The sequence below is a fragment of the Psychrobacter sp. CX21 genome, from assembly GCF_057396255.1.
The window spans coordinates 15,971-42,566 of record NZ_JBXYJG010000013.1 but is presented as its reverse complement, the minus strand read 5'-3'; the positions used below and the strand labels follow the sequence as shown (position 1 = coordinate 42,566).

Genomic DNA, 26,596 nt, shown 5'->3' with positions numbered 1-26,596 from the left:
TAGATATTTCATAGTTTCACGTGAAACCTTTATATAGTAATCAATCCCATGAACATAAGATTAATTAAAGTTCCATGTGAAACCTATTTAATCCACAGTTTCATGTGAAACAGCTAGACATAATGCTATAAACTTTATATATGAGATATGAATTGTGGATAACTTTAAACTGTCTTAATTAAATCACTAAGTATAAATTTCTTTTTATAACTCGTTATCCTTGAATTAAAAGAACTATATGTAGCTACTATACTAAAGTTACAACTCTATGAGACAGACAGACATTAATTAAATAAACCATAAATATGTACTAAATATTTAATGGATTATCTGACCCTAATTTATTTTATTGGTTTGTAAACTATTTTTAAGTCATTACCTATACGCGAGGTATCAATAAGTTGTAAACGTAATTGTTGTGATAAATGTTGTAAGTCTATATTCAACATCGGACGAGCCGCATGTCCTAATATGCAGGGTGCTTGATATACCACCAGCTCATCAACTAAACCTGCTTGAATAAAACTGCCTGCAAGCGTCGCACCCGACTCTACCAATACATCATAAATCTGATTTTCACTCACTAACTGCGCTAATAACTTTTTGAGATCAGAGTCATGAACAATGTGGGTAGATGAATTCTGTAGAACATTGTAGTCTGATCCTGCTAAACGTTGCCGTCTATCAAGAATGAAAATCTTTGGTTGCGGCACGTCATTTACATCTACCCCAAGCTGGGTAGAGCGCATATTTAATAAAGGATTATCGTCAATAATAGTTTGACTGCCAGTGATAATTGCACCGCTCAACGCTCTTAACTTCTGTACGTCTTCTCGAGCTGCCGGACCTGTAATCCACTTTGACTGTCCAGAAGCCATGGCCGTTTTACCATCTAAACTGGTTGCAATTTTGAGTCTGACGTAAGGCATTTGGGTTCGCATGGCTTTTAAAAACCCCAAATTAAGCTTTTCAGCACTCTCAGCAGCAACACCTACCGTCACACGAATACCAGCTTTAATAATCATATCAGCCCCGCGTCCAGCGACTTGAGGATTAGGATCAAGTCCCGCGATAACTACACGGCCGACTCCTGATTCAATTAACGCTTTAGCACAGGGTGGTGTGCGTCCTGTATGGCTACAAGGTTCTAAGGTAACGTATGCAGTCGCGCCTTCAATATTAGCTTTGTTATTATTTAAAGCATCTCTTAACGCAAAAACTTCGGCATGAGGCTCTCCTGCTTTCGGGTGATACCCTCTACCAATTATTAAGTTATCTTTAACAATTAAACATCCTACCGCAGGATTTGGGCGGGTGGTGAATAGACCTTTTTTAGCTTCTTCAATCGCAATTGACATGAAGTAGCCGTCTTGGGGCTGTCTATCAGATACTGAAAACTGTGTGGAGGTTACCTCTAAGTTTGGCGATGAGGTCTTAGAGTGTGGTGACATGAGATACTCTTTATTTGGAGTTTGAGGCTAGATCGTTTAAGAACTTAATCATAACCATAATTAATTGTATAAAGTATAGGAAATATACGATTAAGTTACGTTTAAAATGCTTTTATCCTAGAAATGAAGTTATAAAGAACAAAGCTTTAAAGAACAAAGCTTTAAAGGATTAAATTTATAAAAACAATCACTTAGGCAAGTTTGTTATGTCATATCTGAACCAGAAGGGCGAATGTTTTGTAATTCTTGCCTAAACGCTTCAATATCTTGAAAGTCTCTATAGACACTGGCGAAACGTACATATGCCACGTCATCTACCTCTTTAAGCTCAATCATGACAATTTCGCCCAAATCCTTACTATTTATTTCACGCTCACCTAACTGACGTATGCGTTTTTCGATACGACTAATCATGGCTTCCTGTTCATCTAAGGTGACCGGTCTTTTTTGTAACGGTAATTGAATCGAACGTCTTAATTTTTGCGCATCGTAAGGCTCTATTCTACCGTTTGATTTAATAATACGCGGCATAACCACTTCGACCACTTCAAATGTCGTAAAGCGTTCTTGACATTGATTGCATTGACGACGACGACGAACCTGGGCACCTTCTGCTGCCAGCCTTGAGTCTATAACCTTGGTGTCATCGGCATTACAGTAAGGACATTGCATACTTTTTCTCTTTGATAATAAGTCAATCATTCACGTTATAAATTTTTAAAAAGCCAAATACAAAGCTAGATTGCACGCTATATAGAACGATTAAAATATCTTGTTTGAATCCAAGACGCAGTTTATAGGTTCCTAACAATATTTTGTATCTGGCTGTTGTATCTAGTTGTCGGATTAAAGTTGCCTGATCAAGTTACCGAATTAAAAACTAAAGGGTACTTTAAGTTTATAGGTTAATACCGACTTGTTGGTTTATTTACCAATACAAAAACTGCCAAATATTCGGCCTAATAGATCATCGGCGCTAAATTCGCCTGTAATTTCACCTAAGCTAAATTGGGCCTGACGCAAACTTTCAGCCACCAGTTCACCCGCCTGAAACTCAACCAGTTGCTCATAAGCATCATCTAACTGTTGTTGCGTCCGTTTCAGTGCGTCAATATGTCGAGTACGGGCAATGAGGCTATTTTCCGGGGGATGAAAACCGACCTTGTTACATAATGTGGTAATCAGAACATCTAAACCCTGTGATGTTTCACATGAAACATTAACTTGTTCGAAACCTTCAATAATGACCTTATCGGGTAACGTGGTCGTTTGGTTTGTCTGTGTCGAAACCCTTTTAGCAGAACTATCGATAAAGTTATTGTCAACCAAATCTCGCTTATTGCCAATGAGTAATAACTTAGCAGGTTCCAAATTCGACATTGATGTATTCTGGGTAGCAAACAGGTCTTTAGCCAATTGGATAGGATCAACTTCTTTAGATAAATCATACACCAAAAGTAGCAAATCTGCTTGTTTGATGGCGTTATGCGCTCTTTGTATACCGATGCGCTCTACCGTATCGGCAGTATCTCTGAGACCGGCAGTATCGGTTAAATGAATCGTTAATCCGTTTAAAACAATCGTCTCTTGTAGGGTATCACGAGTTGTCCCAGCTACCTCAGTCACGATGGCACGCTCTTGTCCCGCCAAACTGTTTAGAAGGCTAGATTTACCTGCATTAGGACGCCCCGCCAAAACCACATGCACCCCGTCACGTAATAATTGACCTTGCTGGGCAGTAGCCAGTATGTGGGTTAACTTATTTTGAATATCAGTCAGCTTATTCTCAATAATACCATCACTCAAAAAATCAACATCTTCCTCATCTGGGAAATCAATAGAAGCTTCTACATAAAGACGCAGCTCTATCAAAGATTCTAACACTTGATTAATTTTATTTGAAAATTCACCAGTAAGGGAGCGTATGGCACTGCTCGCGGCAGCAGCACTAGTGGCATCAATAGCATCGGCTATCGCTTCGGCTTGAAGCAGATCTAGTTTATCATTTTCAAAAGCTCGATAAGAAAACTCTCCAGCCTGAGCTTGCGATGCACCAAGTTCGAACACGCGCGCCAATAATTGATTTTGAAGTATGACGCCCCCATGGCCTTGCAACTCGATAACGTCTTCACCAGTGAACGAATGAGGCCCTTTAAAATACAGAACCACACCTTCATCTAGCACCTTGTCATCGGCGTCATAAAACCTGCAAAAGCTCGCTAATCGAGGTTTAAAATCCGCTTTCCCTGTTAATTGGCAAGCGATGTCATAAGCTTTAGATCCTGATAGTCTAATGATACCGACGCCGCCTCTACCAATGGGGGTGGCTATAGCAGCAATCGTTTTAGTATGGCTCATAGTGATTCATATACCTTAAGAATAAGGGCAATCATTAGCAGTATAAGCTGTTTTAAATACAACTGATAAATCGTCGCTAATGATAACGCAAATGATGAGTGGTTTACGCGTGCCTATTGACCAAAATAAACATATATAGTCAGTGAACTACTAAATGGTTACGGTATTTAATTCGCTAAGCCTACTTGTATCGTACTAGAATTTAGTTGCCTTTTTAGCATTTCAGAATTCTTTGACTATAGCTTAATCATGGTAGGTGTAACACAATAAATATTCAATACCATTTATAAAGTAAAAGCACCCATATGCTGACATATGGATGCTCTAAATAAGCTAAATGACTTATGAGTTACCGCTTTATTTAGCTTGCCATTCTTGCGGCTCTTTCTCTTTGTTCGCGCTCTACCTTTTTATTTACCACATACTGCTGACCCATCGTGAATAAGTTATTCACTGTCCAATATAAAACGAGACCTGCCGGGAAGAACAACATAAATGCGGTAAATATGATCGGTAAAAACTTCATTACCTTCGCCTGCATAGGATCAGTAGGTTGCGGGCTGAACATCTGCTGAGCGAACATACTTGCACCCATCAATATTGGTAAAATAAACCAAGGATCCATTGCTGATAGATCTTGAATCCATAATATCCATGGTGCGTGACGAAGCTCAACGCTTTCTACCAATACCCAGTACAAGGCTAAGAATATAGGCATTTGTAACAAAATAGGCAAACAACCCGCCATTGGATTGACTTGCTCTTCTTTATAAATGGCCATCATCTCTTGCGACATCTTCATACGATCGTCGCCATGCTCTTCTTTCAATGCCTGCAAACGTGGTGCAATCGCACGCATTTTTGCCATCGAATAATAGCTTTTGTTTGAGAACCACATCAGTGCAATCTTAACCAAGACGGTTAACGCAATGATTGACCACCCCCAGTTACCTACGATTTTGTGAATGCCTTCCAAGATTGCAAACAATACTTTAGAGATGGGCCATAAGAATCCATAATCTACAGTTTTGTTAAGACCTGGCGCCACTTCAATTAATGCAGTTTGATCTTTAGGGCCTGCATATAATGTCGCGGTAACATTTTTCTGTTTAGCAGCAGGCACTTCGATAGGCTGACTATTCATACCAATAAAATAGTCGCCGCCCGTTTCACGTGCAAAGAAGCTGCCTGTGAAGTTTTCGGGTGTCCATGCTGATACAAAATAATGCTGAACGATACCTACCCAGCCATCTTGACTTGACGCGGTTAGTTTCTCATCATTAAAGTCTTTAAATTTGAGCTTATTGTATTCATCTTCTGGCGTGCCCCAAGCACCCCCAAGATAGGTTGCCATACTTAAGGCACCTTTATCAGCCATACCAGGATCTTTACTGCCATCACGTTTTAGCTGCGCGAACATCTGGCCATTCCAAGCTTTGTTTGAGGCATTATTGATGTTGTAGTTCACCGCAATCGGGTACTTACCTTTGGTAAATGTAAAGGTCTTAGTAATCGTGACCCCATCTTGTTTGATGGTTAAGGGCACCTCTAAAGTTTCTTGATCGGGTTGCATGATATAGCTTGTCGCATCATAGCTATATTTAGCACGCCCTGACGGGGTATCCACACCATCTTCACCAATTAAACCGGATTGGGCAATGTATACTCGGTCTCCAGACATTTCAAGTAATTCAAACGGGTTTTCACTGTCGAGCGTGGCATCATAATCGCGCAAAGCCGCATAAACAACGTCACCACCTACAGGATCAATTTTGATTTGATAGCGATCTGTTTGAACGTCTATCAATGCCTGTGTTTCAGGTTTGGTTGTATCAGTGTCTGTTCCAACAGTTCCAACATTGGGGACATCGGTGGCTGCGGTCGCAGGGATATCACTCACACCTGTACTGGTCGGGATATCAGCAGAGGATGCGGCAGTGGTTACCGGTTGGGTCACTGCATCTTCTGAAACAGGTGGCTTATCGGCATAGTCCTTTTGCCAGGCTAATACCAACAAATAAGCGGTAATCAACATCGCGATGATGATGAGCACCCGTAGTATCTTTTGCATAAGATTGTCCTAAACAACTTAAATTAAATAATCTGAAAATGAGCCTCTAAAGACGTAACGGTCATATCATTAGCGTATCAATGACACAATGTTAAATCGACAGCACTTTAATAAATACATCTATAGCGGTTACAAAATGATGACTATTTTACTAAAAAAACCTCGTAAATGATATAGATACCAAATAGCTATGTTTATCAGTGCATAGTCAACTCTATTCGTTAATTTTATTATTGAATTATTTTGATTTAACTATTGTTATATAAATAAGTCTTTAGAGTTTAACGTTTTAAACGTTTAGATAAATGTGACATATAACTACTGGTGTCCACATAAATACCTCGATCAATAAATAAAGTTTCACGTGAAACATATTGCTGATTTACTAAAATCTTGCTAACCGGCTTGTAGGTATATTGATATAGAGGTAACGGTACAAAATCTATGCCATGACCGCCTAAAGGATGACAACGTGATAAACGCTTTACCAATAACCATCCTCCTTTTTTTGGACCATGCCACCGAATAGCCGTAAGACCATAATCTGAGCAAGTAGGATAATAGCGGCAACTTGCAGGCATAATGGGGCTTATAAAAAAACGATAGCCTTGAATAAGAGACAAGAGCAGTTTGGATAACATGGATGTCATCATGATAGACTGGCCCCCTTTTATATGTACCTCTGATAAGATATTAAATGAATACGCCGCTATGCTTATTACCCTTTGAGCGGCTTATGCCTTTCATACTTTTTTTTAGTCTGTGCCAAAATAGTCATAATTTCTTTATATAGGGCATCGTTACTTAGGCTCTTAGTTGACTGTTTGACAATAAAAACAATATCCACATGCGGTAAGTCATGCTGTTGATGTCTAAATACTTCTCGTACCATGCGTTTAATTCTGTTACGAGCAACGGCTGTCGGCACTTTCTTTTTGGTGATGGCCATCCCTAATCGAGCCTCAGAGTATCCTGTATCACTGACAAATGCCATCAAATGATTTTGATGTACTTTAAATAAAGGTTTATTAAAAACGGCTTTAAATTGATCGGGTTTGAGCAAACGTTTGGTTTTAGGATAGGTAAAATTTATCATTGAAGAACCAATAGTAAAATAATTTATTCATAAGATGTGCTAAACAGTCTACTTTATGTATGACTTAAATATGCGCAATAAAAAAGCACCTAATTTAGGTGCTTTTTATCATAGAATTCAACTTGTTTACAATACGATTAGGTTATGCCATTAGAACTGATTAATTGCAATCTGAATTAAACGGTTAAACGATGACGACCTTTTGCACGACGGCGCGCTAAAACTTGACGACCTTTTTTAGTTGCCATTCGAGCACGGAAACCATGGGTGCGTTTGCGTTTGATAACGCTTGGCTGGAAAGTACGTTTCATAAATCACCTATAGATAATCAACAAATAAGTTGAGGTAGACTTCACTAAGAATTTGTAATAACGAGCGATTATGCCACTGTAAACGCCTGATGTCAATAATAATTAAAGGCATTAATCAGATACCAGTGCCTTAAACCCTGATGAGTTTCTTTATTCATCCACTAAAACAATAAAACCCTCTGTATTAGAATACTATCTATACAAGGCTATATGGGAACAATAGCTAATATCTGTAGTCTATTACCTAAAGATTAAAAATAAAGGGTATGGACAAAATAAATGCTAGCTAATTCCAATATGCATAAAGTTTCATAACTCTATATGTAACATTAAACCGAAAGCTAGCGTCAGACTTAAACCACAACTACCTTCGTTATTAGGACACATTTGGGTTTCTATTAATTCATTCCCAAAAAATAAATATCAAACTTATTTAGATATTCAGTTATTCATCAATATTGAATTTTTAACCAAATTAATTGATTTAATATTCACTCATATTCTTGCTAAAGCCTTTGATAATAAGACGTTTAATTTAGTAAACTCTTTTAACGATTATTGAAGTTATCCACAAAAAGGTAATTACCCTATAATATTATATATATAAGTTCTTTTGTTATTATTAGTGTATGGTTTTACTGTGTATAACTAAAATAATTCTAATTAAATCAATAAATTATATTGTGGTTATCATTGTGCATAACCTGTTACTAATCTATGTATAACTTCTTATTAAAAGTTATACACAGGCTTACTAACAAAGTTATCCACAGAATAAATAAAGTGATAATTTAGATATTATATGCTAAAGTTATCACATTAGTCGTATGGGATATGAAAATATTCACGTCTCTTTTTTACGTATGTTTTTATCTGTCCTTAAAATTTGCAGGTATTCAGGATTGGCAAGTCCTTAAGGTAGGTAAAGTTTTAGGATTAGTGACTCATGTCAGATGGTTTATCAGTGTGGGATGAATGTCTTAATGATTTAAAGTATCAACTCAAAGAAAATGAGTTTACGATGTGGCTACGCCCGTTAACCGCAAAAGTTACGGGTAATACTTTAGAATTACTTGCGCCTAACCAATATTTTGTCTCTCATGTTCGTAAAAACCATGTTGAAGAAATTAAGAGATTGGCCAAAAAGCATAGCGGTGGTCAAATAGACGACGTTGTCATTCAAGTAGAAAGCAGCGCTCAAAACGATAGTACTGACGCTGTGGATGGACTAGCAACAGGTGCGCCTGAATCTTCTCAACAAAATACATCACGTGCTGCTGATACGCGTACTCGATCTGGAAGCAATCTTACCAATGATAAAGCGCTCAGCTATATTGACCCTCATTTTACATTTGAGACTTTTGTCAGTGGTAAGTCAAATATGCTCGCGTATAAAGCGTGTTTAGAGCTTGGTAAAAAACAGTCACAAAATCGCCATAATCCCCTATTTTTATATAGCGCTTCGGGACTAGGTAAAACCCATCTGATGCACTCAGTTGCACACCGGTATCTGAAGTTAGGTAAAAGTTTTTACTACTTTTCTTCTGAAAAATTCATCAATCAGTTGGTCTCTGCTTTACGCAATCAAAAGATTGAGCAGTTTAAAAAGAAGATTAAGCGTGTTGATCTATTGATTGTTGATGACATACACGTATTGGCAGGCAAAACCAAATCTAGTAACGAGTTTCTCTCTTTATTCGCTGATTTCATGGTAGAGGGCAAGCAGGTGGTATTGGCCTCTGACCGTCATCCTTCACAGATGACAGAGTTTGATGAACGATTTCGCTCACGGTTTTCATCAGGTTTGGCAGTGGCTATTGAACCACCTGAGATGGAAACACGAATGCAGATCTTACAAAAAAAGGCAAGTTTGTCTAATGTGATGCTGCCTAAAGAGTGTGCCTTGTTTATTGCGCAAAATGTGGTTTCCAACGTGCGTAGATTGGAAGGGGCTTTGAATCAAGTCATTGCCAATGCTAATTTAACAGGCAATGCTATCGATCTTGATATGGTGCAATATGCCCTAAAAGATGTGATTGCGATTCGCTCTCAAGCTGTCAGTATGGATAATATACGTAAAGTTGTGGCTGAGTATTATGATGTGTCTGTAAAAGATTTGATGGGTAAAAAGCGTACTCGGAGTATTGCCAGGCCGCGTCAGATTGCCATGTCGCTTGCGCGGGAGCTGACGAAAGATAGCTATCCTGATATAGGACAATCCTTCGGCGGCCGCGATCACACCACGGTGATGCACGCTTGCGATAAGGTTGCTCAGCTGCGTAGTGAAGATCCGGCTTTAGATAAAGAGTACAAAGCATTAGCCATGACGCTACAAGCGGGATAAAGTTGTAGTGTTTTCATAAGTATTTAAAGCCATTCTTGGCTAAGTTGTGCCGCTTCACTCTGAGTATAGCTTGGGATATCATAACCTTAAATGGTCTTAATAAATTCGCCACAGTTACCTTAATGCAGCAATTATAATATTTAGTTATACTAAGTGACTGCGAAATCTGTATAAGTTCATTGTGGTGCTATGAGATATTATGTGTCATATTAAATTCTAAGATCTAATTAATAAGATCAAACTATAAGAACAAACTATAAGATTAAACAATTAAGACCTAATCAAAGAGTCCTATCATTATGCAACTGACTATTAATCGTGAACTATTATTAAAAGCCATAAATCTGATTGCTAAGGCAGCAGATAAACGTCACAGCATGGCGGTTTTAGGAAATATAAAACTTGAGATTACCGAACAGATGCTTATATTGACGGCCTCAGATTTGGAGGTTGAGCTATCTGCACAAGTAAAGCTTGGTAATGGGTCAATTGGTGATATTGGTGCAACCACCTTACCGGCTAATAAGCTGCACGAAATTTGTAAGTTATTACCTAAAGATACGATGGTAAATATCAAAGCAGAAGCCAACGAGCGCTGCGTTATTACCAGTGGCAAAAGCCGCTTTGTACTTGGTACCTTACCGGCAGCAGACTTTCCACTATTGGGTAATCCAGCAAATATAACGCCCCTAACTTTAAGCCGTACGGTGCTTCTGGATTTAATGGCAAAAACTGAGTTTGCAATGGCGATTCAAGATGTGCGTTACTACTTAACTGGCATGTTATTTGAAGTTGGTCAACGTCAGTTAACCACTGTTGCCACTGATGGTCACCGCTTAGCTTTGGCGCGTAGCGCAATTGATGTGGCAGATGATTTTCAAATGCAAGCCATATTACCGCGTAAAGCAGTCATTGAGCTTGAGCGTCTGGCAAATGAGCTGGGTAAACTGGTGGGTGATAGCGATGGTAATCTGACCTTAAGTTTTGGCCGCGAGTTTTTGCAAGTTAGCTTGCCCTTTGGTAATGTTGACAGTACGGGTCAAATCGATGATTCAATTGTCGTTACCTTTACCGCACGCTTGATAGACGGTAAGTTCCCAGATTATCGCCGTGTTATGCCCAGTAACACGGACAAAACCGCGTTGGTGAACAAAGAGCAATTAACCGATGTGCTGCGACGTGTTTCTATTTTAAGTAATGAGAAATCTAGAGGGGTTATTTTTAACTTCTCTGCCGATGGCAATGTCGAAGTGCGTGCTAATAACGCTGAGCAAGATGAGGCTGTAGAGGCGCTGCAAGTGCAATATCAAGGCGATCCTATAGAGCTGTCTTTTAATGCCGCCTACTTGCAAGATGTACTTGATGTATTGATGGGCAGTGTGGAGCTGCACATGGGTCAAGCCAATAGTTCCGTACTGGTCAATCAACAAAATGACAGTCAGCATCAATATGTAATTATGCCTATGCGTATCTAGTTTTAAATTAGCTTAATAGGGGACGGTACTGTAATGGTTTAAGCGTAAAGGTTGGTCTTAGTGATTAGGCCAAAGGAGACACAATAATATTAACTTATTAAACCATATTTTTAAAAACTGATTAAACAAAAGCCGAATAAATTGAAGCTAAATAAACAAAAGCTTAACAAATTGCTAAAGCAAAACTCTAAAGTTTTGCTTTTTTATTTTAGCCAAATCAAATAGGTTAGGGCTAAGTTCTAAGTTCTAAGTTCTAAGCGAAGCTAAATAGGTTATACACGATAAAGTAAGGTCTGACCTTCTATCATCTTATTAACATTTTTATGGATTTATAGCGGTATAATCTGCTTATTGAGCACAAATGATGCAAGGTATTGTCTATGTTGACCCAGCTAAGCATATATCATCTACGTAACCTACACATGGTAAGCTTGCAGTTAGCACAGTGTAATGTGTTTATTGGGCCCAATGGTAGTGGTAAAACCTCCTTATTAGAATCTATATATCTACTCTCACGCGGCAAAAGCTTTCGCCATCATCAGCCAAAGCGCTACATCTCTCACCATAATCCACATACCACCGTATATGCTAAATTCTCAGACGGTAATAGTATGGCCATTCAAAAAGCGCAAGATGCGAGTACCTCATTAAGGCTTGGACAACAAACGGTCTATGTCCAAAGTACACTGACCAAACAGCTGCCTACCTTGCTTATTGATCCCTCTTCTATGGATGTCCTTGAGGTAGGGAGTGGCAGTCGGCGGCAAATGCTCGATTGGATAACGTTCCACGTGAAACCTGGTTTTCATGCGCAGTGGATAGCTTATCAAAGGTTACTAAAACAGCGTAATGCGTTGTTAAAACAAACCAAAGTCCTATCTGAAGCACAAAAAAAAGAGTTGGCTGCTTGGGATAAAGGCCTAGCTACCCACGCCGGATTAATTACTCATTATCGCAAGCATGCTTTTGAAGAATGGCGGCCACTATTTGATGACTTACTAAAACAACTGTTACCTGCCTACGCGCCATTTATCGAGTTGAGATTTTCAGCGGGATATAACATCGATGTGCCATTAGATGAGCTATTACAGCAGCGACTAGAACAAGACAGTCAAGCAGGGTACACTCGTATTGGTTGCCACCGAGCGGATATACAAGTGTTATGGATAGATAACGAGGAAACAAGACAACAGGCCCAAGCAAAATCACAACGTCACGCCATGGACACACTCAGACCTCAACCAAATTTAGAAGCATCACATGCCGTTAACGTCACAGATGCTATGCACAGTAATGAGCAACAGCACCTCCATTCTGAACGTTCTATGTTAACTAATGATAATACTGATCACAGTGACAACAACGACAGTGACAACAAAGACAATAAAGACAATAAAGACAATAAAGAAAATGATATTAATTCAAATGATGTCTTAAACAGCATTTCTAATGAGCGTACATTTGCAGAGAATGACTCAACTCATCATCAAGAAGCCGTAGACAGTCAAAGTAGTGTGCGAGAACAAGCAGCCAATGTTTTATCACGCGGTGAAAAAAAGCTTTTGGTTACCGCATTAAAGCTCTCACAGTTGCCGTTACTTGTGCATGCGCAACAAATGGAGTCAAATGACGGCCGGTTTATAGCTAATGAATCTTTGATGTCTAGCGTACCTGTGGTACTGCTTGATGACATTACCGCTGAGCTGGATGAGCGTGCGCTCGATATGCTATTAACGACCTTGTCGCAGTTAAACTGTCAAGTGTTTATTACCAGTTTGTATGACGCCATAATTGGCAAAGTAAGCATGTTATGGAAAGATATAAATTTGTTTCACGTGAAACAAGGTCAGGTTGTTCCTTTAAATCATGCGAATGAGTAATGCGTATGAATAATACGAATCATCGTAAGCCTGATTTACATCCTAAAACGTAGCGCTGCAAAAAGACATCAAAATAGCGTTAAAAGTAACGCAGCTCAAGCCCCAATTTTCATAAGATCGCTATGGAAGACAACATGATTTTTTTGCTAAAAAGTGGTATAATTATCGATTAAATTTGTACGCATTATTTATGCGTATGAGCAAAGATATTTGGCGCTTTATTTTGCCATAACTCAATAAAAATACGCTATGACGGAATACATTAAACCGTTTCACTGCGCTGTGTTAATGATACAAACTTGTCTTGTTCGTATTGCTTGCACACTCAGCATTGCTGTTTTAGTAAAGGATAACTCATGAGTGAATCAAATCATACTACTGATCTAGAACATGCTGATCTAGAACACGCTGATACCTTGCCTAAAGATATAGACATTGCAGACTTACCAAAAGGGGTAGACCCAGAAGAGTATAGCTCCAAAAACATTCGAGTATTAAGAGGACTTGAAGCGGTTCGCGTCCGCCCAGGTATGTATATTGGTGATACCGATGATGGGACAGGTCTACATCATATGGTATTTGAAGTCGTGGATAATTCCATCGATGAAGCTTTGGCAGGTCATTGTGACCAAATTGATATTATTATTCATGAAGATGAATCGGTCAGCGTGATGGACAATGGGCGCGGTATTCCTGTCGATATTCACCCTGAAGAAGGGGTGTCTGCCGCTCAAGTTATTATGACGGTGCTACACGCAGGTGGTAAGTTCGATGACAACAGCTATAAAGTATCTGGCGGTCTGCATGGTGTAGGCGTCTCAGTTGTAAACGCCCTCTCTAAAAAGCTTGAAATGAACATTTGGCGTGAAGGTCATCATTATCAGCAAACCTATAGCGATGGGGTGCCAGATGGTGATATCCAAATGCTTGAAGAGACTGATAAAACCGGTACGCAGGTTCGTTTTTACCCCAGCCCAGAAGTCTTTACTGGGACAGTATTTGATTTTGATATCTTATCCAAACGTTTACGTGAATTATCATTCTTAAACTCTGGCGTACGCATCGTCTTAACTGATGAGCGTACCGACAAACAGCATGTATTTGAGCACAAAGGCGGTTTATCTGAGTTTGTGGCTTATATCAATTCCGGTAAAGAAGGCTTAAATGAAGTTTTCCATTTTGTCAGTGAGCAAGATGACGGTATTGTGGTCGAAGCTGCCTTGCAGTGGACGGATACTTATAATGAAAAAGTTTTGTGTTTTACGAACAACATTCCTCAAAAGGACGGCGGTACCCATTTATCAGGATTCCGTTCGGCTTTGACCCGTTGTCTTAATAGCTATATGGACAGCGAAAAAATGATGAAGAAAGAGAAGGTTAATACCACAGGCGATGACGCCCGCGAAGGCTTAACTGCTATTGTATCTGTCAAAGTGCCTGATCCTAAGTTCTCAAGCCAAACCAAAGATAAGCTTGTGTCCAGCGAGGTAAAATCTGCCGTTGAGTCTGCGATGCATGATAAATTTAATGATTATTTGTTAGAGCACCCAGGGGCAGCGAAAGCAATCGCTACTAAGATTATTGATGCGGCGCGTGCTCGTGATGCGGCGCGTAAAGCCCGCGAGTTAACGCGTCGTAAAACTACCTTAGACATTGCTGGTCTGCCTGGCAAGCTTGCTGACTGTCAAGAAAAAGACCCGGCTCTATCTGAATTATACATTGTGGAGGGTGATTCAGCTGGCGGTTCTGCTAAGCAGGGTCGTAGTCGTAAGACACAAGCAATTTTGCCACTTAAGGGTAAAATTCTGAACGTGGAACGTGCGCGTTTTGATAAGATGCTGTCTTCTGCTGAGGTTGGGACTTTAATCACCGCATTAGGCTGTGGTATTGGTCCAGATGAATATAATCCAGATAAAGTCCGTTATCATAAAATCATCATTATGACCGATGCGGACGTCGATGGATCACATATTCGTACGCTATTATTGACGTTCTTCTTCCGTCAAACCCCTGAGCTTATTGAGCGTGGATATGTTTATATTGCACAGCCACCTTTATATAAAGTGAAAAAAGGCCGTCAAGAGCTGTATTTAAAAGACGATGAGGCCCTAAAAGCCTATTTGTTATCGTCCACTATTGATGATATGAACCTACACATTAGCGAAGACGCGCCCTCTATCACTGGCGAAGCTTTAGAGTCACTTCTTAATGATTACAACCAAACACAGTTGGTCAAAGGCCGCTTACAAATCCGCTATCCTGCGGTGCTGTTAGATGCCCTTACACATGTGCCCAAGCTTACGACAGATATGACGTATGATCATGATGTCATGGTCGAATGGAAAGATAGCTTACAGCAGCAACTAGAGCACTTTGGCAGCGAATTGAATCCAATGATTGAATTGGATAATATTCATGCGCCGCGTACCGAGGAGCTGACCGAAGCCGACAAAGACGCAAACAATCAGTTTAAATTTAGAATAGGGGCAAAAGTTGATAGCCCTAATGATGAGCTAGAAGATGCCAAAGTGGTCGAAGGGGAAGACAGTGATATGCTCTCAACCAAACCGCAGTGGCTACCTCGCATAACCATCTATTTACATAATTTAGCTCAGCACTATTTACTTGATGCTGGTTTCTTTAATTCTGGTGAATATGCTCGTTTGATGCGTTTGTCTAAAGAATGGAATACCTTGTTAACTGAGACGGCGTATATCCAACGTGGAGACAAGCAAATTCTATTACGTAACTTTGATCATTTATGGCAGCAAGTGATGCAAGAAGCAAGACGTGGTTTGTCTGTTCAGCGCTATAAAGGGCTGGGTGAGATGAATGCTGACCAGCTTTGGGATACCACGATGGATCCTGAAAATCGACGGATGCTTAAGGTAACGATTGAAGATGCAATTGCCGCTGACCATCTGTTTATGTGCTTAATGGGTGATGATGTTGAACCACGTCGTCAGTTCATTGAAGAGAATGCTTTAACGGTGACCAATTTAGACATTTAGTTTATCGACTCATTTGTTTAAAAACTTGATCAATATTATTAAGTTGCTGATTAATTCACAATAAAAAGTCATCTTGTTATTCAAGGTGACTTTTTCTGTTTCACGTGAAACTGAATTTGCTTAAATAACATTAAGTTATTTGAATAGGCATTACAAGGAAATCAAAAGCTTATAGTCAGAAAAGTACTAAACGGTTATGATATTAACCTCGCTAAACCTACTTTAGCAGTACTTGAGCCCGGTTGCCCTCTCACCATTTTATAGCTCTTCGACTCTAGTTTTAAGGTGGTTTTACTAAAATGCGACTTTAGCAGCTAAACAAAGGTATAAATGATGTGATTGAAGTCATTCTATTAGCGATTGCTCTAGCGATGGATGCCTTCGCGGTCTCGATTGGTTTAGGGGCTAAAAAGTCCACCGCTGTCCCTAGTGATACTACTGAATCTAATACTCATTCCCAATCAGTCATTAATCGTGCCATCCTAGTACTGGCTTTACTCTCTGCACTCTATTTCGGGATAGCTCAGGGCATCATGCCCTTAATAGGTTACTTATTAGGCTCAGCGATAATTGGATGGTTAGCCTCTGCAGCACCGTGGATAGGCAGTATCCTATTGATTGGCTTGGGGCTCAAGATGCTTTATGAAGCGTTTAGTGGCGGTCCTGATAAGTTACTACCTGATGAGCTACTAAGCAGCGAACTCAACAAGGGTTCCGAAAACAATATACGCACGATAACAACAGATCATAAGCTAATGCTGTCACTGGCAATCGCCACCAGTATAGATGCGCTCGCTGCCGGTTTTACTTTAAATTTACTAGATATCAATGCGTGGCTTGCTTGTTTAATTATTGCGATCATAACCGCTATGTTTGGCTTTGTGGGAGCCTACTTAGGATACAAGTCAGGCACTTGGCTTGAAGATAAAGCCGAAATATTGGGCGGATTGGTATTGATAGCGATTGGGGTTAATATGGTATTATAAAAATACCATAAAAAAGCTTTGGTTAATCTACGGTTTGATTCTTTTCAGCGAGACGTTTGCTTTCCTTTTTTAAAGGGCTACCCTTAGGGCAAAAGTTTGCGGTAAAATTAACCAATGTCGAAATTAAATTATCTTCTACGATTGAATAATAAACATACTGACCTTTTTTCTCACTTCTAACCAGACCTGCTCCTTCTAGTATTTTTAAATGCTTAGAAAGTGCAGGTTTACTCATTTCAAAACGCTCTGCTATATCGCTTGGCGTCAACGTAGCACTCGATAGATAACTTAGAATTAAACGTCTAGGTGTCGATGATAGCGCCTCAAAGACTTTGGCTGACTCATTATTATCAGACATAGTTCACCTCTGGATTTTATGATGGATTTAAATATAGGGAATACAAGCCGTTAAACTCAAACCACAGAACATAATTTAAATGATAATAAACCGTTAATCCTTTATATCATATTAAATTCTACGGCTACTAACGTCTATTATAAAACTTTCTGATAAATTAACTTGATTTATTCAGATATTATAATACAATAATTAACTAATTAGTTAAATAACTAATTATCTATATGGTTGTTATATCAAGTGGTTAATTAACCTTCATCATGACTTAAAATAAATAGTATAGGAAAAATCCAATGTTAAAAGCGAACACTATGGAAGGTGTAAAACATAAATGGCAACTTTCCACTCCGTTTGAACCACACTATAAACAAGAGCGATCAACTAAACTGCAAACTTGTCACTCCTCTTGTGAAACTCAACCTATCTTTGTTAATCTCGCTGAACCTGTTAATTGTAGCGAGTGTACTCGTAGTCTGCGATATCATAATTCTCAGATGGGGTATATGTTTCAAACCTATCCTAACTCCCTTATACATGAACAACACTCATTGCATAATTCAAACGAAAACGCCTCAAAATTTAGCCCTATAAATGACAATGTCTTTGCCAGAATTGCCAGTCGCTATGATTTAATATGCAACTTATTTAGTTTCGGTATACATCACCTCTGGAAACGTCGATTTATTGAGTTTATAAATAAAGAACGCTGGCATAACCTACTCGATATCGCGTCAGGAACAGGGGAGATAGCGTATAAGTTATTAACACAACATCCCGAAATTTTTCCAGAGTCTACTGGTAACCAGTTATATACACATGTCGCTGACAAGCCACTATATTCATTCAAGACGTCATCTCACTGCAATACACCAGCGCTTCCGCAAATAATAATATCTGACCTAAGTGACGAAATGGTGCACGCCGCTAGATTAAAACTTAATAAGTATCAAAGATATCTTAAGTTCATGGTGTTAGATGCGCATGATTTGACAAATGTGGCATCAAATAGCCAAGACGTAGTCAGCATATCAATGGGGTTAAAGCTACTCAATAGACAAAAGGCGCTGAGGGAGGTGTTTAGAGTACTAAAACCAAATGGTAGACTCATATCGATAGAAGTATCCATTATTCCGATTGCTTGGCTACATAAATGTTACCTAAAAGCCTTATCCATCATCATTCCTATTATAGCTAACCTTACGGCAGAAAAAGACCGGTCAGTATATCGGTATCTACTTCAAGGCATTCGGGATATCCCAACTGCCAGTAAGTTAGCTAAAGAAATAGAAGATATTGGTTTTGTTGATGTGACATTCGAGCGTCTCACTTTGGGCGTTGTGGCAATACATAGTGCGCGAAAACCGTAGTGGTGGTTTTTAGAAGTGCTGTTTACAAAGGTTTAAGACAAAAATTATTCAATAAAAAGATAAGATAGAACACACTAAACTATTAGGAATCACTATGTCTAGGAGTCACATGTCATATTCTAAAGCCAGCTTTTTTAGTGCTTTAAGCGTTTTTATAGCCTCATTTGTACTTACGGCTTTAATATTTAGTTATGGGGGTGCATATACGATGATTCTTATGGCTTTGATTATCGCAGTTGTTGCAACCTTAATAGGTATAGTAGGTTGTTTATTCATCGCGATACCAACCTATATGTACTTTAAATCACGCAACATCGACAATCCAATAGTGTTTAATATGATAGGTTTTATAACGCCTATGCTCGTCATTTTGCTTCCAATACAAATACCTGAAAACGGAGTTCAAAACGGAGGGAACATATTTGGATTGAGTATCATCATAGGCTTGTTTGGATTATTGGCTATGAGTGTCTTTTGGTATTATATGAATCAAGAGATAGATAAAGAACTGACTTAAGATTAAAATATAATCAAATATAGAGTGCTAACGATATCGCCACGCCAATATACGCGTCGCTTTTTGACCATGTTGCATATTGATGGTTTTAATCTGTCTGGCGCCCACTTCTCTTAACAGCGCGTCAAGCGCTTTTAGATTTTCAGCTTTTGAGACTAATGTTGTAAACCAATTAACTTGATTGGCATACTGTGCACTCTCTTTAATCATTTGGCTGATAAAGCCAAGTTCGCCGCCTTTGGTCCACAGCTCTGCATTCTGACCACCAAAGTTAAGATTGTTCGTCGCATCGACTTGTTTATTAACTAGCTTTGAGTTCGGATTGCGGCGCGCACGATTTTTTTGCAATTTAACTTGCTTACGTCGATTGGTCTCTAACACCTCTGCCATTGAGCCATGAAAGGGCGGGTTACACACCGTAATGTCAAAGTAATCATGCTCCCCAATAATACCTTTAAAGATATGTTTGCGGTCTGGCTGCTGTATGACAGTCACACGTTTTTGGAGGTTAGAGTTGAGCTCACAAATTGTTTTTGCGGTTCGTACCGATACTGGGTCAATATCTGTCGCAGTAAAATACCAGCCATAGCTTTGGCTACCAATAATAGGGTAAATACAACTGGCGCCGGTTCCTATGTCTAATACATGCGGTTTTTTTTTCTCCGAGCCACTATCATTATTATGCAATAAATCAGCCACCTGATGAATATAATCAGCGCGTCCTGGGATAGGTGGACACAAATAGCCCTTGGGCAAATCCCAATATTTAATACCATAATGTAGCGCTAATAAGGCTTTATTTAGAGTCAGGACTGCGTCAGCATCCGAAAAATTGATGGTCGGTTCACCGCTTGGGTTGGCAATCGTGTGCTTTGCCAGTTCAGGCAACGCTTTGGTTAATTTCTCGAAGTCATAACGACCCTGATGCGGATTGCGCGGATGCAGGCTGTTTTTAAAAGGCGTTGGTTTGCGATTAGGGTACGAAGGTTGTGTCATTATAATTTAAACATCCAAAAAGTAGGCAATATGCTGTAACGGTTAGTTTAACAGATTTACCGATATTAAACGCTTAACTAAATCGTCAAGTTACCCAGCACTATATCGCCCTAAATAGTATAGGATAGATACAATCAACATAATTAATCAGCCAATTTTCACCACACAACCATAAAATCAAAAAGGAGCTCCCCATGACAGCTCACGATACAAGCACCGCAAAAATTGAGCGCATTACCTACCAAACAGATGGTTATATTTGCCTAATTGGGCTCAATCGTCCTAAGAAACGTAACGCTTTCGACAGTCATATGATTACTCAGCTATCACAAGCGCTTACCGATTACGAAAATGACAGCGAACTACGCTGTGCGCTCATCTTTGCTCATGGCGAACATTTTACCGCTGGTTTGGACTTGATGGAGCTACAAGATAAGCTCGATAAAGGCGTATTTGCATTTGATGACACCCAAATCGACCCGTGGGGCATCAGTGGCAAACAGCGCACCAAGCCAGTCGTGGTTGCCGTACAAGGCACCTGTTTTACTGCTGGTATTGAGCTGATGCTAAATGCTGATGTTGTGGTAGCCAGTAGCGATTGCAACTTTGCGCAAATGGAAGTACAGCGTGGCATCATGCCGTTTGGCGGCGCAACCGTGCGTTTTGTGGCAGCGGCAGGCTGGCAAAAAGCCATGCCGTATTTGCTCACTGGTAAAGCCTTTGATAGTGAGACTGCTGACAAATTAGGTTTGGTCAGTGAGGTTGTAGAGCAAGGCACACAACTTGAACGTGCCAAGCAGTTGGCGAATGAGATTAGTAATGCTGCACCGCTTGGGGTACAAGCTTTATTGGCTTCCGCTCAAGATGCCGTACGCAATGGAGCGTCAACTGCATTTGATAACATTCATACCTTTTTACCGCCACTGTTTAACTCTGAGGATGCTAAAGAAGGCGTTATGGCAATGGTTAAAAGGCGTGAGGCTCATTTTAAAGGCCGGTAATATGCATGATTCTTTGCTATTCAGTGGTAAAGTCGCAATGGACACCGACTACAAATACAATCTAGGTTTATTCTTTATAAACTATCTTATTGTATGTGTCTTAAGTTATGATTTTTTAACACGGCATGTTTTTCATCAACATCCCATACAATTTTTATTGCTGTTTGGCATAGTGGGTGTGGGCATCGCTGCTTTGATATCTAAATTAAAGACTTTTATCCCACTAAAGACACTAGTGGTCAATATCTTGTCATCTGTGATAGCTGCTTGGATTTTTATTGCGCTATATGATGACTGCGGTGGCGCCGGTTGTGATAGAAACCTCCAAGATTATTTATACCTCACCTTTTACTTATTTATGATTTTGAAGTTTTATATTTCTATACCCGTCATAACTGTTATCTACGCGCTACTAAAAGCTAATAACACGTCTAAATAAAGGATGGGCTTTTATTAGTATCGTTATATGCCTTTGAATACTACGAGAGTTCTGAACGTGTTATTCCTCCCATGCCGATAAAAGGCGAACACTTACATGTTAGACATTATCAACATCACTGCACCGATTTTTATCATAATCGCACTGGGCTATTTAAGTGTTCTCACAAACCTTATTGACCCGCGCCATGCCAAGGGTATGGGCGCATTGGTGATGAACATTGCACTGCCTGCGCTCATGTTTAATGCGATTGCAGACATGCCGTTTCAGGAAGTGATATCACCGAGCTACTTGCTGATCTATGCCACTGGCTCGATCATGGCATTTATAATAGGGGTTATTATAACCAAAGGGATTTGGCGTCAAGATAATGTCACAGCAGCGCTTAACTCTACCGCTTTGTCCTACTCTAATACCGCTTTTATTGGTTTTGCCGTGCTGTCGGCGGTTATCGGGGCGACAAAAGCCGCTACCTATTTATCCATGGTGGTGCTCATAGAGAGTTTCATCATGTTACCAATGCTATTTATCATGGCAGATATGAGCAAGGACTCGGACAAAACTTTAGGGCAAGTGCTTCGCGGTATTGGCAGAAACTTATCCCGCAACCCCTTAATCATCGCCATTGTGGTCAGTGTCAGCTTCTCTATTTTTAGCATTCCTATTCCCCAAATCGTGTCCGAAACTGCAAAAATATTAACCGGTGTTGCCGCCCCAGTTGCCCTGTTCGTTATTGGTATGAGCTTGTATGGTTTACAGTTTAAGGGTGATTTACCTAAGCTTACGAGCATTGGCTTGGGTAAGCTTATCGTGCATCCATTGATGATATTACTTGCCATTATGCTGATTCCAAATGCCTCTATAGAAAACAAATATGTCGCCATGCTATTTGCATCAGCGCCCACCTTCTCGACCATTGCGATTATTGGTCAGCATTATGGTCTGGTTGAGCGGGTATCGGCAATTGTCATTATTTCGACAATTGGCTCGTTTTTTAGTATGAGTGCGGTGCTGATTTATTGGGAGATGACAGTTGGGTTTTAGAGGATAAAGGAAGATTTAAACGTCAGCTAAATAGGTCTGGAGCTGTCCCCGCTTTTTGCTACTATCTGCACGCCATGACGAGGCATGCGCTAAGCGATGTGGCGTCGCATGCTTCGCGCGCCACCGCATCGCAAGCGTATGCAACTCGCCCTGTCATGCAGTATATCCGCGTCAATCGGGGCTAAACCGCTCCCAAGGCAGGACTTTCATCTAAGAAAATAAGAACTAGCGATGAGTAGCATAGTTGATTTACACTAAGTTCAGTAAAAATGTTAATCATAAGGTATACCAGTGAAAAAAATTACTGTTAAAGAGGGTGAGTACAATACCTCAGCTCAAGTTAGCAAAGAAGAGTGGGTTGAAATACTATCAGATGATAGTTTTATATCTAATAACTATAAATATGCGCTCAGTATTTTTTACTTAGAACCTGAGTATAGATCTAGCTGTAAACATTTGGGCGAAAAATATAATATTCACTTCAACTCAATAAATTCTTACATTATGAATTTTAGTAAGGTGGTACAAAAAAGACTTAATCGCTTTGAGTTAATTGATAGTAATGGTAATGCACAATATTGGCCAATCACAATGACAGGTAGAAATATTGACGGAGGCTTTTTTGAATGGACATTACGTGATGAGTTAGTCGAGGCGATAGAGGAACTTGATTTTATCAAGAAAAATGCCTTTCAAGTAAACAATATAGAAGCGCTAGTTAACAGTATAAATAATGATATAGGTGGTTTTAAAGAACAGTTTGCTAAGACTAGAAAAGAGCTTGGCGGATTAAAGAACACCCCTGAGTCGAAAGTTTTATTTAATTACAATCCAAACAATAATAGTGAAAGGAACTGGGCTATTAGTGTTGGCGGAGCGTTTGAAATCCACTATCACATTGAGCTGGATGAAGGTGTTATTCGTTATGGTCTAGGTTTTAATACCCGTTATATTGAAAATGAAAGAGTTCCGGATTATGAGAATGTTAAACCTTATATGGAAGCTTTTATTCAGCTAAGAGAGAGTGAACTCATTAGCAAACTGACAGCAAGAGATTTTCAATTAAATCATAATATTCAAGATATCAATGATTTTAAGAAAGGTGAGTATTATTTATATGGGCGTCATTTGACTTTAAATGATAATACGCTTTCACTAATTGATTATTACAGTATCATCAATGACCTTAAAGGTGATTTATTTAATGCTTACAAAATAGTTTACGAGTCAGCTAAGAAACCTTCCGTAGTCAATAGGATAGATAAACAAACAATGCAAGAAATTACTTTGAGTCCTTTAATGCAAGAGGTCGGAGATTTGTTGTTAGCGAATAAAAACCTTGTATTAACCGGTGCGCCAGGTACAGGTAAAACCTATTTAGCCAAGCAATTGGCTGAATCATGGAACGCAGAGTTTGAGCTGATTCAATTTCATCCCTCCTATGACTATACGGATTTTGTTGAAGGGTTACGCCCAATCCAGAGTGAAGAAGGAGAAGTAGGTTTTGAGTTAAAAGATGGGAGTTTTAAACAGTTTTGCAAACGAGCACTAAAATATCAGAGAAATCAGCAATTAAGTAATTTCGAAGATGTGTATAAGAAGGTCATAGAAGATATTTCGGAGGAGCCTTTAGAACTTCAAACACGTGTCAAACATAACTTATTTACGATTGAGGTTAATACTAATGGTAGCTTAGTTGCTAAAGCTAAAACGGAAACCCAAGCACCAATGACACTAAGTAAAGAAAAAATTCAGACTTACTTAGAAACAGGTATAGCCTTGGTCTGGAAATCCTATTTAATACCGCTTTGTAAATATATTAAGAAAAACTATGATCTGAGAATGGCGAATACGGATGATGAGAATAAGAAATTTATCATTATTCTGGATGAAATCAATCGTGCTGAAATATCTAAAGTATTTGGTGAGTTGTTCTTTTCAATAGACCCAGGTTACCGCGGAGAAAAAGGTAGAGTTACGACTCAGTATGCAAATCTGCAAACAGAAGAAGATGTATTTAAAGACGGGTTTTTTATACCAGATAATGTTTATATTATCGGTACGATGAATGATATCGACCGTAGTGTTGAAACCTTTGATTTTGCGATGCGCCGCCGCTTTGCATGGAAAGAAATCAAAGTTACCGATACATTATCCATGTGGAATGAGAAAATAGACTCTTGGAAAGAGGAAGCCGAACAGCGTCTAGTTGCTCTGAATACAGCGATTGAATCAGTACAAGGTCTTAACGCCGCTTATCATGTTGGGCCTGCTTATTTTTTAAAGCTTGCAGACTATAACGGTGATTTTAGTAAGCTATGGGCATATCATTTAGAATCATTATTATTTGAATATTTGCGAGGATATCCTGACGCTGAAGATCAGCTTTTAAGCTTAAAAGAGGCTTATAATTTGCAAGTAGGGCTTGATAATGCTCGTAGCGACGGATAATTCATCACTGGCCTTAAATACGGATGATCTAGAGGATAAAAAGGTCATATCCGATTTATCAGTACTTGCTAATCAGTCAATAGCTGAGCTAGCAAAAACGCATCCAGAGCTTTTAATATTTCCTGATAGTTTTGAAACCAATGACGATGATATCAGTAAAAGCGCTATCTTCGAGTTGAGGATACAAAGCTCTAAAACGATATTAGAGACTGGCAATATCATGGGTTTTATCGGTGTTCAAGATACCCAATTAAAAATTCAATCTCGATTTGCTAAAGAATCTGGTGATGGTCAAGAAGATTACTTCTTACACTATATGCTGCATAAAGTGCTGAAACTTAATGTGCTGGACTTAAAGCATAGTCGTAGCCAAACCAATATATTTGATTTTTTAGCCTACTTATTTACATATTATCTTAAAAAAGCACTATCGCAAGGGCTGTATAAGTCGTATCAAAGAAGACGCTATAACGACAGTAATTTAAAAGGCAAGATTGATATTCAAACGCACGTCAAAAGAAATCAGCCGTTTCAGGGTAATATGGCTTATATGGTGCGTGAATATAGCTTTGATAATCCAATAAGCCAGCTTGTTCGCCATACTATTGAGCTTATTAAGCAAAAACCTAATGTGCGAGATGTCTTGCACAGCGATAGTGATACATTTGATTTTGTTAACTTGATAGTTCAGCACACCCCATCTTATGATGCTCGAGAAAGACAAACAGTTATTCATGAAAATCGTAAACCTTTCGTGCATCCCTACTTCACAGAGTATACCCACCTACAAAAAATTTGCTTACAGCTATTGCGTTATGAAGGGCTTAAGTATGCTAAAAGCAAAGACAAAGCCTATGGTGTTTTATTTGATGGTGCCTGGCTGTGGGAAGAGTATTTGGATACGCTATTATCTAAAATCGGCTATGCTCATCCGCAGAATAAACTGTCAAAAGGCGGTATCAATACTTATGTGGAGAAATTCGAGGGTAATAATGTAAGGCGCTATCCAGACTTTGTAAAAGACAATCAGATTATCCTCGATGCTAAATATAAACGTATGAAAGATAATAGCATTACTCGTGATGACCTTAATCAAATCATCTCATACCTCTATTTATATAAAGCAGATAGTGGTGGTTTTATAGCTCCAAGCGAAGATGAGAATATCGCTTTAAAGATGGGGACGTTAAATGGGTATGGTGGAGATATTTATAAATTCAAACTGGCAGTTCCACAAGCTGTAAATAGTTATCAACAGTTTAAATCTGCTATCGAGAAAAATGAGAAAGAACTGGTTGACTCGATTCAACAGTTATCAGTGACAACAGATAGCGTAAAGGAGGAAGAGTTAGCTACAAACCTACCTCCCAATTTGAGCATCGGTTTAAATCTTAATAGTCACCAAAGTTAGGTGAGTATTTAACAAAATTCATTAGCCAA

At 39.2% G+C, this 26,596-nt stretch carries 22 protein-coding genes; 13 read left to right on the top strand and 9 right to left on the bottom strand.

Features of this window, described 5'->3' with window-relative positions; genetic code table 11:
* Positions 1 to 341 precede the first annotated feature (341 nt).
* From ribD to rpmH, 7 genes are all read right to left on the bottom strand, one after another.
* Positions 342 to 1,451, bottom strand: a complete 1,110-nt coding sequence (gene ribD, locus AC2SLP_RS08540) for a bifunctional diaminohydroxyphosphoribosylaminopyrimidine deaminase/5-amino-6-(5-phosphoribosylamino)uracil reductase RibD (RefSeq protein WP_486536251.1) — start codon at positions 1,449 to 1,451, stop codon at positions 342 to 344.
* 204 nt (positions 1,452 to 1,655) lie between these two features.
* Positions 1,656 to 2,123 carry a transcriptional regulator NrdR gene (gene nrdR, locus AC2SLP_RS08535; RefSeq protein WP_486536250.1) on the bottom strand — a complete coding sequence of 156 codons (468 nt, stop codon included), beginning with the start codon at positions 2,121 to 2,123 and terminating at the stop codon, positions 1,656 to 1,658.
* A 252-nt stretch (positions 2,124 to 2,375) separates the two neighbouring features.
* On the bottom strand, positions 2,376 to 3,809 hold the full coding sequence (gene mnmE, locus AC2SLP_RS08530; protein WP_486536249.1) for a tRNA uridine-5-carboxymethylaminomethyl(34) synthesis GTPase MnmE: 1,434 nt from the start codon (positions 3,807 to 3,809) through the stop codon (positions 2,376 to 2,378).
* A 361-nt stretch (positions 3,810 to 4,170) separates the two neighbouring features.
* Positions 4,171 to 5,880, bottom strand: a complete 1,710-nt coding sequence (yidC, locus tag AC2SLP_RS08525) for a membrane protein insertase YidC (RefSeq protein ID WP_486536248.1) — start codon at positions 5,878 to 5,880, stop codon at positions 4,171 to 4,173.
* Between the two features lie 281 nt (positions 5,881 to 6,161).
* A complete protein-coding gene (gene yidD, locus AC2SLP_RS08520) occupies positions 6,162 to 6,533 on the bottom strand; it encodes a membrane protein insertion efficiency factor YidD (protein ID WP_486536247.1) in 372 nt (123 codons plus the stop codon).
* A gap of 65 nt (positions 6,534 to 6,598) precedes the next feature.
* Positions 6,599 to 6,976, bottom strand: a complete 378-nt coding sequence (rnpA, locus tag AC2SLP_RS08515; RefSeq protein ID WP_486536246.1) for a ribonuclease P protein component — start codon at positions 6,974 to 6,976, stop codon at positions 6,599 to 6,601.
* A gap of 176 nt (positions 6,977 to 7,152) precedes the next feature.
* Entirely contained in the window at positions 7,153 to 7,287 is a 135-nt protein-coding gene (gene rpmH, locus AC2SLP_RS08510; protein ID WP_007394757.1) for a 50S ribosomal protein L34, read from the bottom strand.
* Positions 7,288 to 8,233: 946 nt separating this feature from the next.
* Between rpmH and dnaA the strand changes: the two genes are divergently transcribed.
* The 5 genes from dnaA (at position 8,234) to AC2SLP_RS08485 (ending at position 16,983) form a co-directional block, all read left to right on the top strand.
* Positions 8,234 to 9,631 carry a chromosomal replication initiator protein DnaA gene (gene dnaA, locus AC2SLP_RS08505; protein ID WP_486536245.1) on the top strand — a complete coding sequence of 466 codons (1,398 nt, stop codon included), beginning with the start codon at positions 8,234 to 8,236 and terminating at the stop codon, positions 9,629 to 9,631.
* A gap of 299 nt (positions 9,632 to 9,930) precedes the next feature.
* On the top strand, positions 9,931 to 11,106 hold the full coding sequence (gene dnaN, locus AC2SLP_RS08500) for a DNA polymerase III subunit beta (protein ID WP_486536244.1): 1,176 nt from the start codon (positions 9,931 to 9,933) through the stop codon (positions 11,104 to 11,106).
* A 380-nt stretch (positions 11,107 to 11,486) separates the two neighbouring features.
* The gene (recF, locus tag AC2SLP_RS08495) at positions 11,487 to 12,986 is read left to right on the top strand and encodes a DNA replication/repair protein RecF (RefSeq protein ID WP_486536243.1); all 1,500 of its coding nucleotides are present in this window, start codon (positions 11,487 to 11,489) and stop codon (positions 12,984 to 12,986) included.
* Between the two features lie 356 nt (positions 12,987 to 13,342).
* On the top strand, positions 13,343 to 15,997 hold the full coding sequence (gene gyrB, locus AC2SLP_RS08490; RefSeq protein ID WP_486536242.1) for a DNA topoisomerase (ATP-hydrolyzing) subunit B: 2,655 nt from the start codon (positions 13,343 to 13,345) through the stop codon (positions 15,995 to 15,997).
* A gap of 335 nt (positions 15,998 to 16,332) precedes the next feature.
* On the top strand, positions 16,333 to 16,983 hold the full coding sequence (locus AC2SLP_RS08485) for a manganese efflux pump MntP (protein WP_486536241.1): 651 nt from the start codon (positions 16,333 to 16,335) through the stop codon (positions 16,981 to 16,983).
* 22 nt (positions 16,984 to 17,005) lie between these two features.
* Here the strand turns inward: AC2SLP_RS08485 and AC2SLP_RS08480 are convergent, their stop codons facing one another.
* The gene (locus AC2SLP_RS08480; RefSeq protein WP_486536240.1) at positions 17,006 to 17,341 is read right to left on the bottom strand and encodes an ArsR/SmtB family transcription factor; all 336 of its coding nucleotides are present in this window, start codon (positions 17,339 to 17,341) and stop codon (positions 17,006 to 17,008) included.
* A 293-nt stretch (positions 17,342 to 17,634) separates the two neighbouring features.
* On the opposite strand from AC2SLP_RS08480, the gene AC2SLP_RS08475 reads away from it, so the two are divergent.
* Positions 17,635 to 18,708, top strand: a complete 1,074-nt coding sequence (locus AC2SLP_RS08475; RefSeq protein ID WP_486536239.1) for a class I SAM-dependent methyltransferase — start codon at positions 17,635 to 17,637, stop codon at positions 18,706 to 18,708.
* A 109-nt stretch (positions 18,709 to 18,817) separates the two neighbouring features.
* Positions 18,818 to 19,225, top strand: a complete 408-nt coding sequence (locus tag AC2SLP_RS08470; protein ID WP_486536238.1) for a hypothetical protein — start codon at positions 18,818 to 18,820, stop codon at positions 19,223 to 19,225.
* 27 nt (positions 19,226 to 19,252) lie between these two features.
* Here AC2SLP_RS08470 and rlmF read toward each other — a convergent pair whose 3' ends face one another.
* Positions 19,253 to 20,221 carry a 23S rRNA (adenine(1618)-N(6))-methyltransferase RlmF gene (gene rlmF / locus AC2SLP_RS08465; RefSeq protein WP_486536237.1) on the bottom strand — a complete coding sequence of 323 codons (969 nt, stop codon included), beginning with the start codon at positions 20,219 to 20,221 and terminating at the stop codon, positions 19,253 to 19,255.
* Between the two features lie 194 nt (positions 20,222 to 20,415).
* Between rlmF and AC2SLP_RS08460 the strand changes: the two genes are divergently transcribed.
* The 6 genes from AC2SLP_RS08460 to AC2SLP_RS08435 all read left to right on the top strand — a co-directional run bounded on the left by AC2SLP_RS08460 (position 20,416) and on the right by AC2SLP_RS08435 (position 26,567).
* Positions 20,416 to 21,222, top strand: coding sequence for a crotonase/enoyl-CoA hydratase family protein (locus AC2SLP_RS08460; RefSeq protein ID WP_486536236.1), 807 nt, complete (start codon positions 20,416 to 20,418; stop codon positions 21,220 to 21,222).
* Between the two features lies 1 nt (position 21,223).
* On the top strand, positions 21,224 to 21,661 hold the full coding sequence (locus AC2SLP_RS08455; protein ID WP_486536235.1) for a hypothetical protein: 438 nt from the start codon (positions 21,224 to 21,226) through the stop codon (positions 21,659 to 21,661).
* 96 nt (positions 21,662 to 21,757) lie between these two features.
* Positions 21,758 to 22,705, top strand: a complete 948-nt coding sequence (locus AC2SLP_RS08450) for an AEC family transporter (protein ID WP_486536234.1) — start codon at positions 21,758 to 21,760, stop codon at positions 22,703 to 22,705.
* Complete coding sequence (locus AC2SLP_RS08445) at positions 22,681 to 22,890, top strand: hypothetical protein (protein WP_486536233.1); 210 nt, start codon at positions 22,681 to 22,683, stop codon at positions 22,888 to 22,890. The genes AC2SLP_RS08450 and AC2SLP_RS08445 overlap by 25 nt, the downstream gene beginning before the upstream one ends.
* 106 nt (positions 22,891 to 22,996) lie before the next feature.
* The gene (locus AC2SLP_RS08440) at positions 22,997 to 25,156 is read left to right on the top strand and encodes an McrB family protein (RefSeq protein WP_486536232.1); all 2,160 of its coding nucleotides are present in this window, start codon (positions 22,997 to 22,999) and stop codon (positions 25,154 to 25,156) included.
* Entirely contained in the window at positions 25,137 to 26,567 is a 1,431-nt protein-coding gene (locus AC2SLP_RS08435; protein WP_486536231.1) for an McrC family protein, read from the top strand. Before AC2SLP_RS08440 ends, AC2SLP_RS08435 begins: the two co-directional genes overlap by 20 nt.
* Positions 26,568 to 26,596: the final 29 nt, after the last annotated feature.

Bases quoted from the DNA above. Each gene is read 5' to 3' on its own strand.
- ribD (WP_486536251.1), bottom strand. From the start codon at position 1,451: ATGTCACCACACTCTAAGACCTCATCGCCAAACTTAGAGGTAACCTCC.
- rnpA (WP_486536246.1), bottom strand. From the start codon at position 6,976: ATGATAAATTTTACCTATCCTAAAACCAAACGTTTGCTCAAACCCGAT.
- yidC (WP_486536248.1), bottom strand. From the start codon at position 5,880: ATGCAAAAGATACTACGGGTGCTCATCATCATCGCGATGTTGATTACC.
- gyrB (WP_486536242.1), top strand. From the start codon at position 13,343: ATGAGTGAATCAAATCATACTACTGATCTAGAACATGCTGATCTAGAA.
- recF (WP_486536243.1), top strand. From the start codon at position 11,487: ATGTTGACCCAGCTAAGCATATATCATCTACGTAACCTACACATGGTA.
- AC2SLP_RS08450 (WP_486536234.1), top strand. From the start codon at position 21,758: ATGTTAGACATTATCAACATCACTGCACCGATTTTTATCATAATCGCA.
- dnaA (WP_486536245.1), top strand. From the start codon at position 8,234: ATGTCAGATGGTTTATCAGTGTGGGATGAATGTCTTAATGATTTAAAG.
- yidD (WP_486536247.1), bottom strand. From the start codon at position 6,533: ATGATGACATCCATGTTATCCAAACTGCTCTTGTCTCTTATTCAAGGC.
- AC2SLP_RS08480 (WP_486536240.1), bottom strand. From the start codon at position 17,341: ATGTCTGATAATAATGAGTCAGCCAAAGTCTTTGAGGCGCTATCATCG.
- AC2SLP_RS08455 (WP_486536235.1), top strand. From the start codon at position 21,224: ATGCATGATTCTTTGCTATTCAGTGGTAAAGTCGCAATGGACACCGAC.
- rpmH (WP_007394757.1), bottom strand. From the start codon at position 7,287: ATGAAACGTACTTTCCAGCCAAGCGTTATCAAACGCAAACGCACCCAT.
- AC2SLP_RS08475 (WP_486536239.1), top strand. From the start codon at position 17,635: ATGTTAAAAGCGAACACTATGGAAGGTGTAAAACATAAATGGCAACTT.
- rlmF (WP_486536237.1), bottom strand. From the start codon at position 20,221: ATGACACAACCTTCGTACCCTAATCGCAAACCAACGCCTTTTAAAAAC.
- AC2SLP_RS08460 (WP_486536236.1), top strand. From the start codon at position 20,416: ATGACAGCTCACGATACAAGCACCGCAAAAATTGAGCGCATTACCTAC.
- AC2SLP_RS08435 (WP_486536231.1), top strand. From the start codon at position 25,137: ATGCTCGTAGCGACGGATAATTCATCACTGGCCTTAAATACGGATGAT.
- nrdR (WP_486536250.1), bottom strand. From the start codon at position 2,123: ATGCAATGTCCTTACTGTAATGCCGATGACACCAAGGTTATAGACTCA.
- AC2SLP_RS08470 (WP_486536238.1), top strand. From the start codon at position 18,818: ATGTCATATTCTAAAGCCAGCTTTTTTAGTGCTTTAAGCGTTTTTATA.
- dnaN (WP_486536244.1), top strand. From the start codon at position 9,931: ATGCAACTGACTATTAATCGTGAACTATTATTAAAAGCCATAAATCTG.
- mnmE (WP_486536249.1), bottom strand. From the start codon at position 3,809: ATGAGCCATACTAAAACGATTGCTGCTATAGCCACCCCCATTGGTAGA.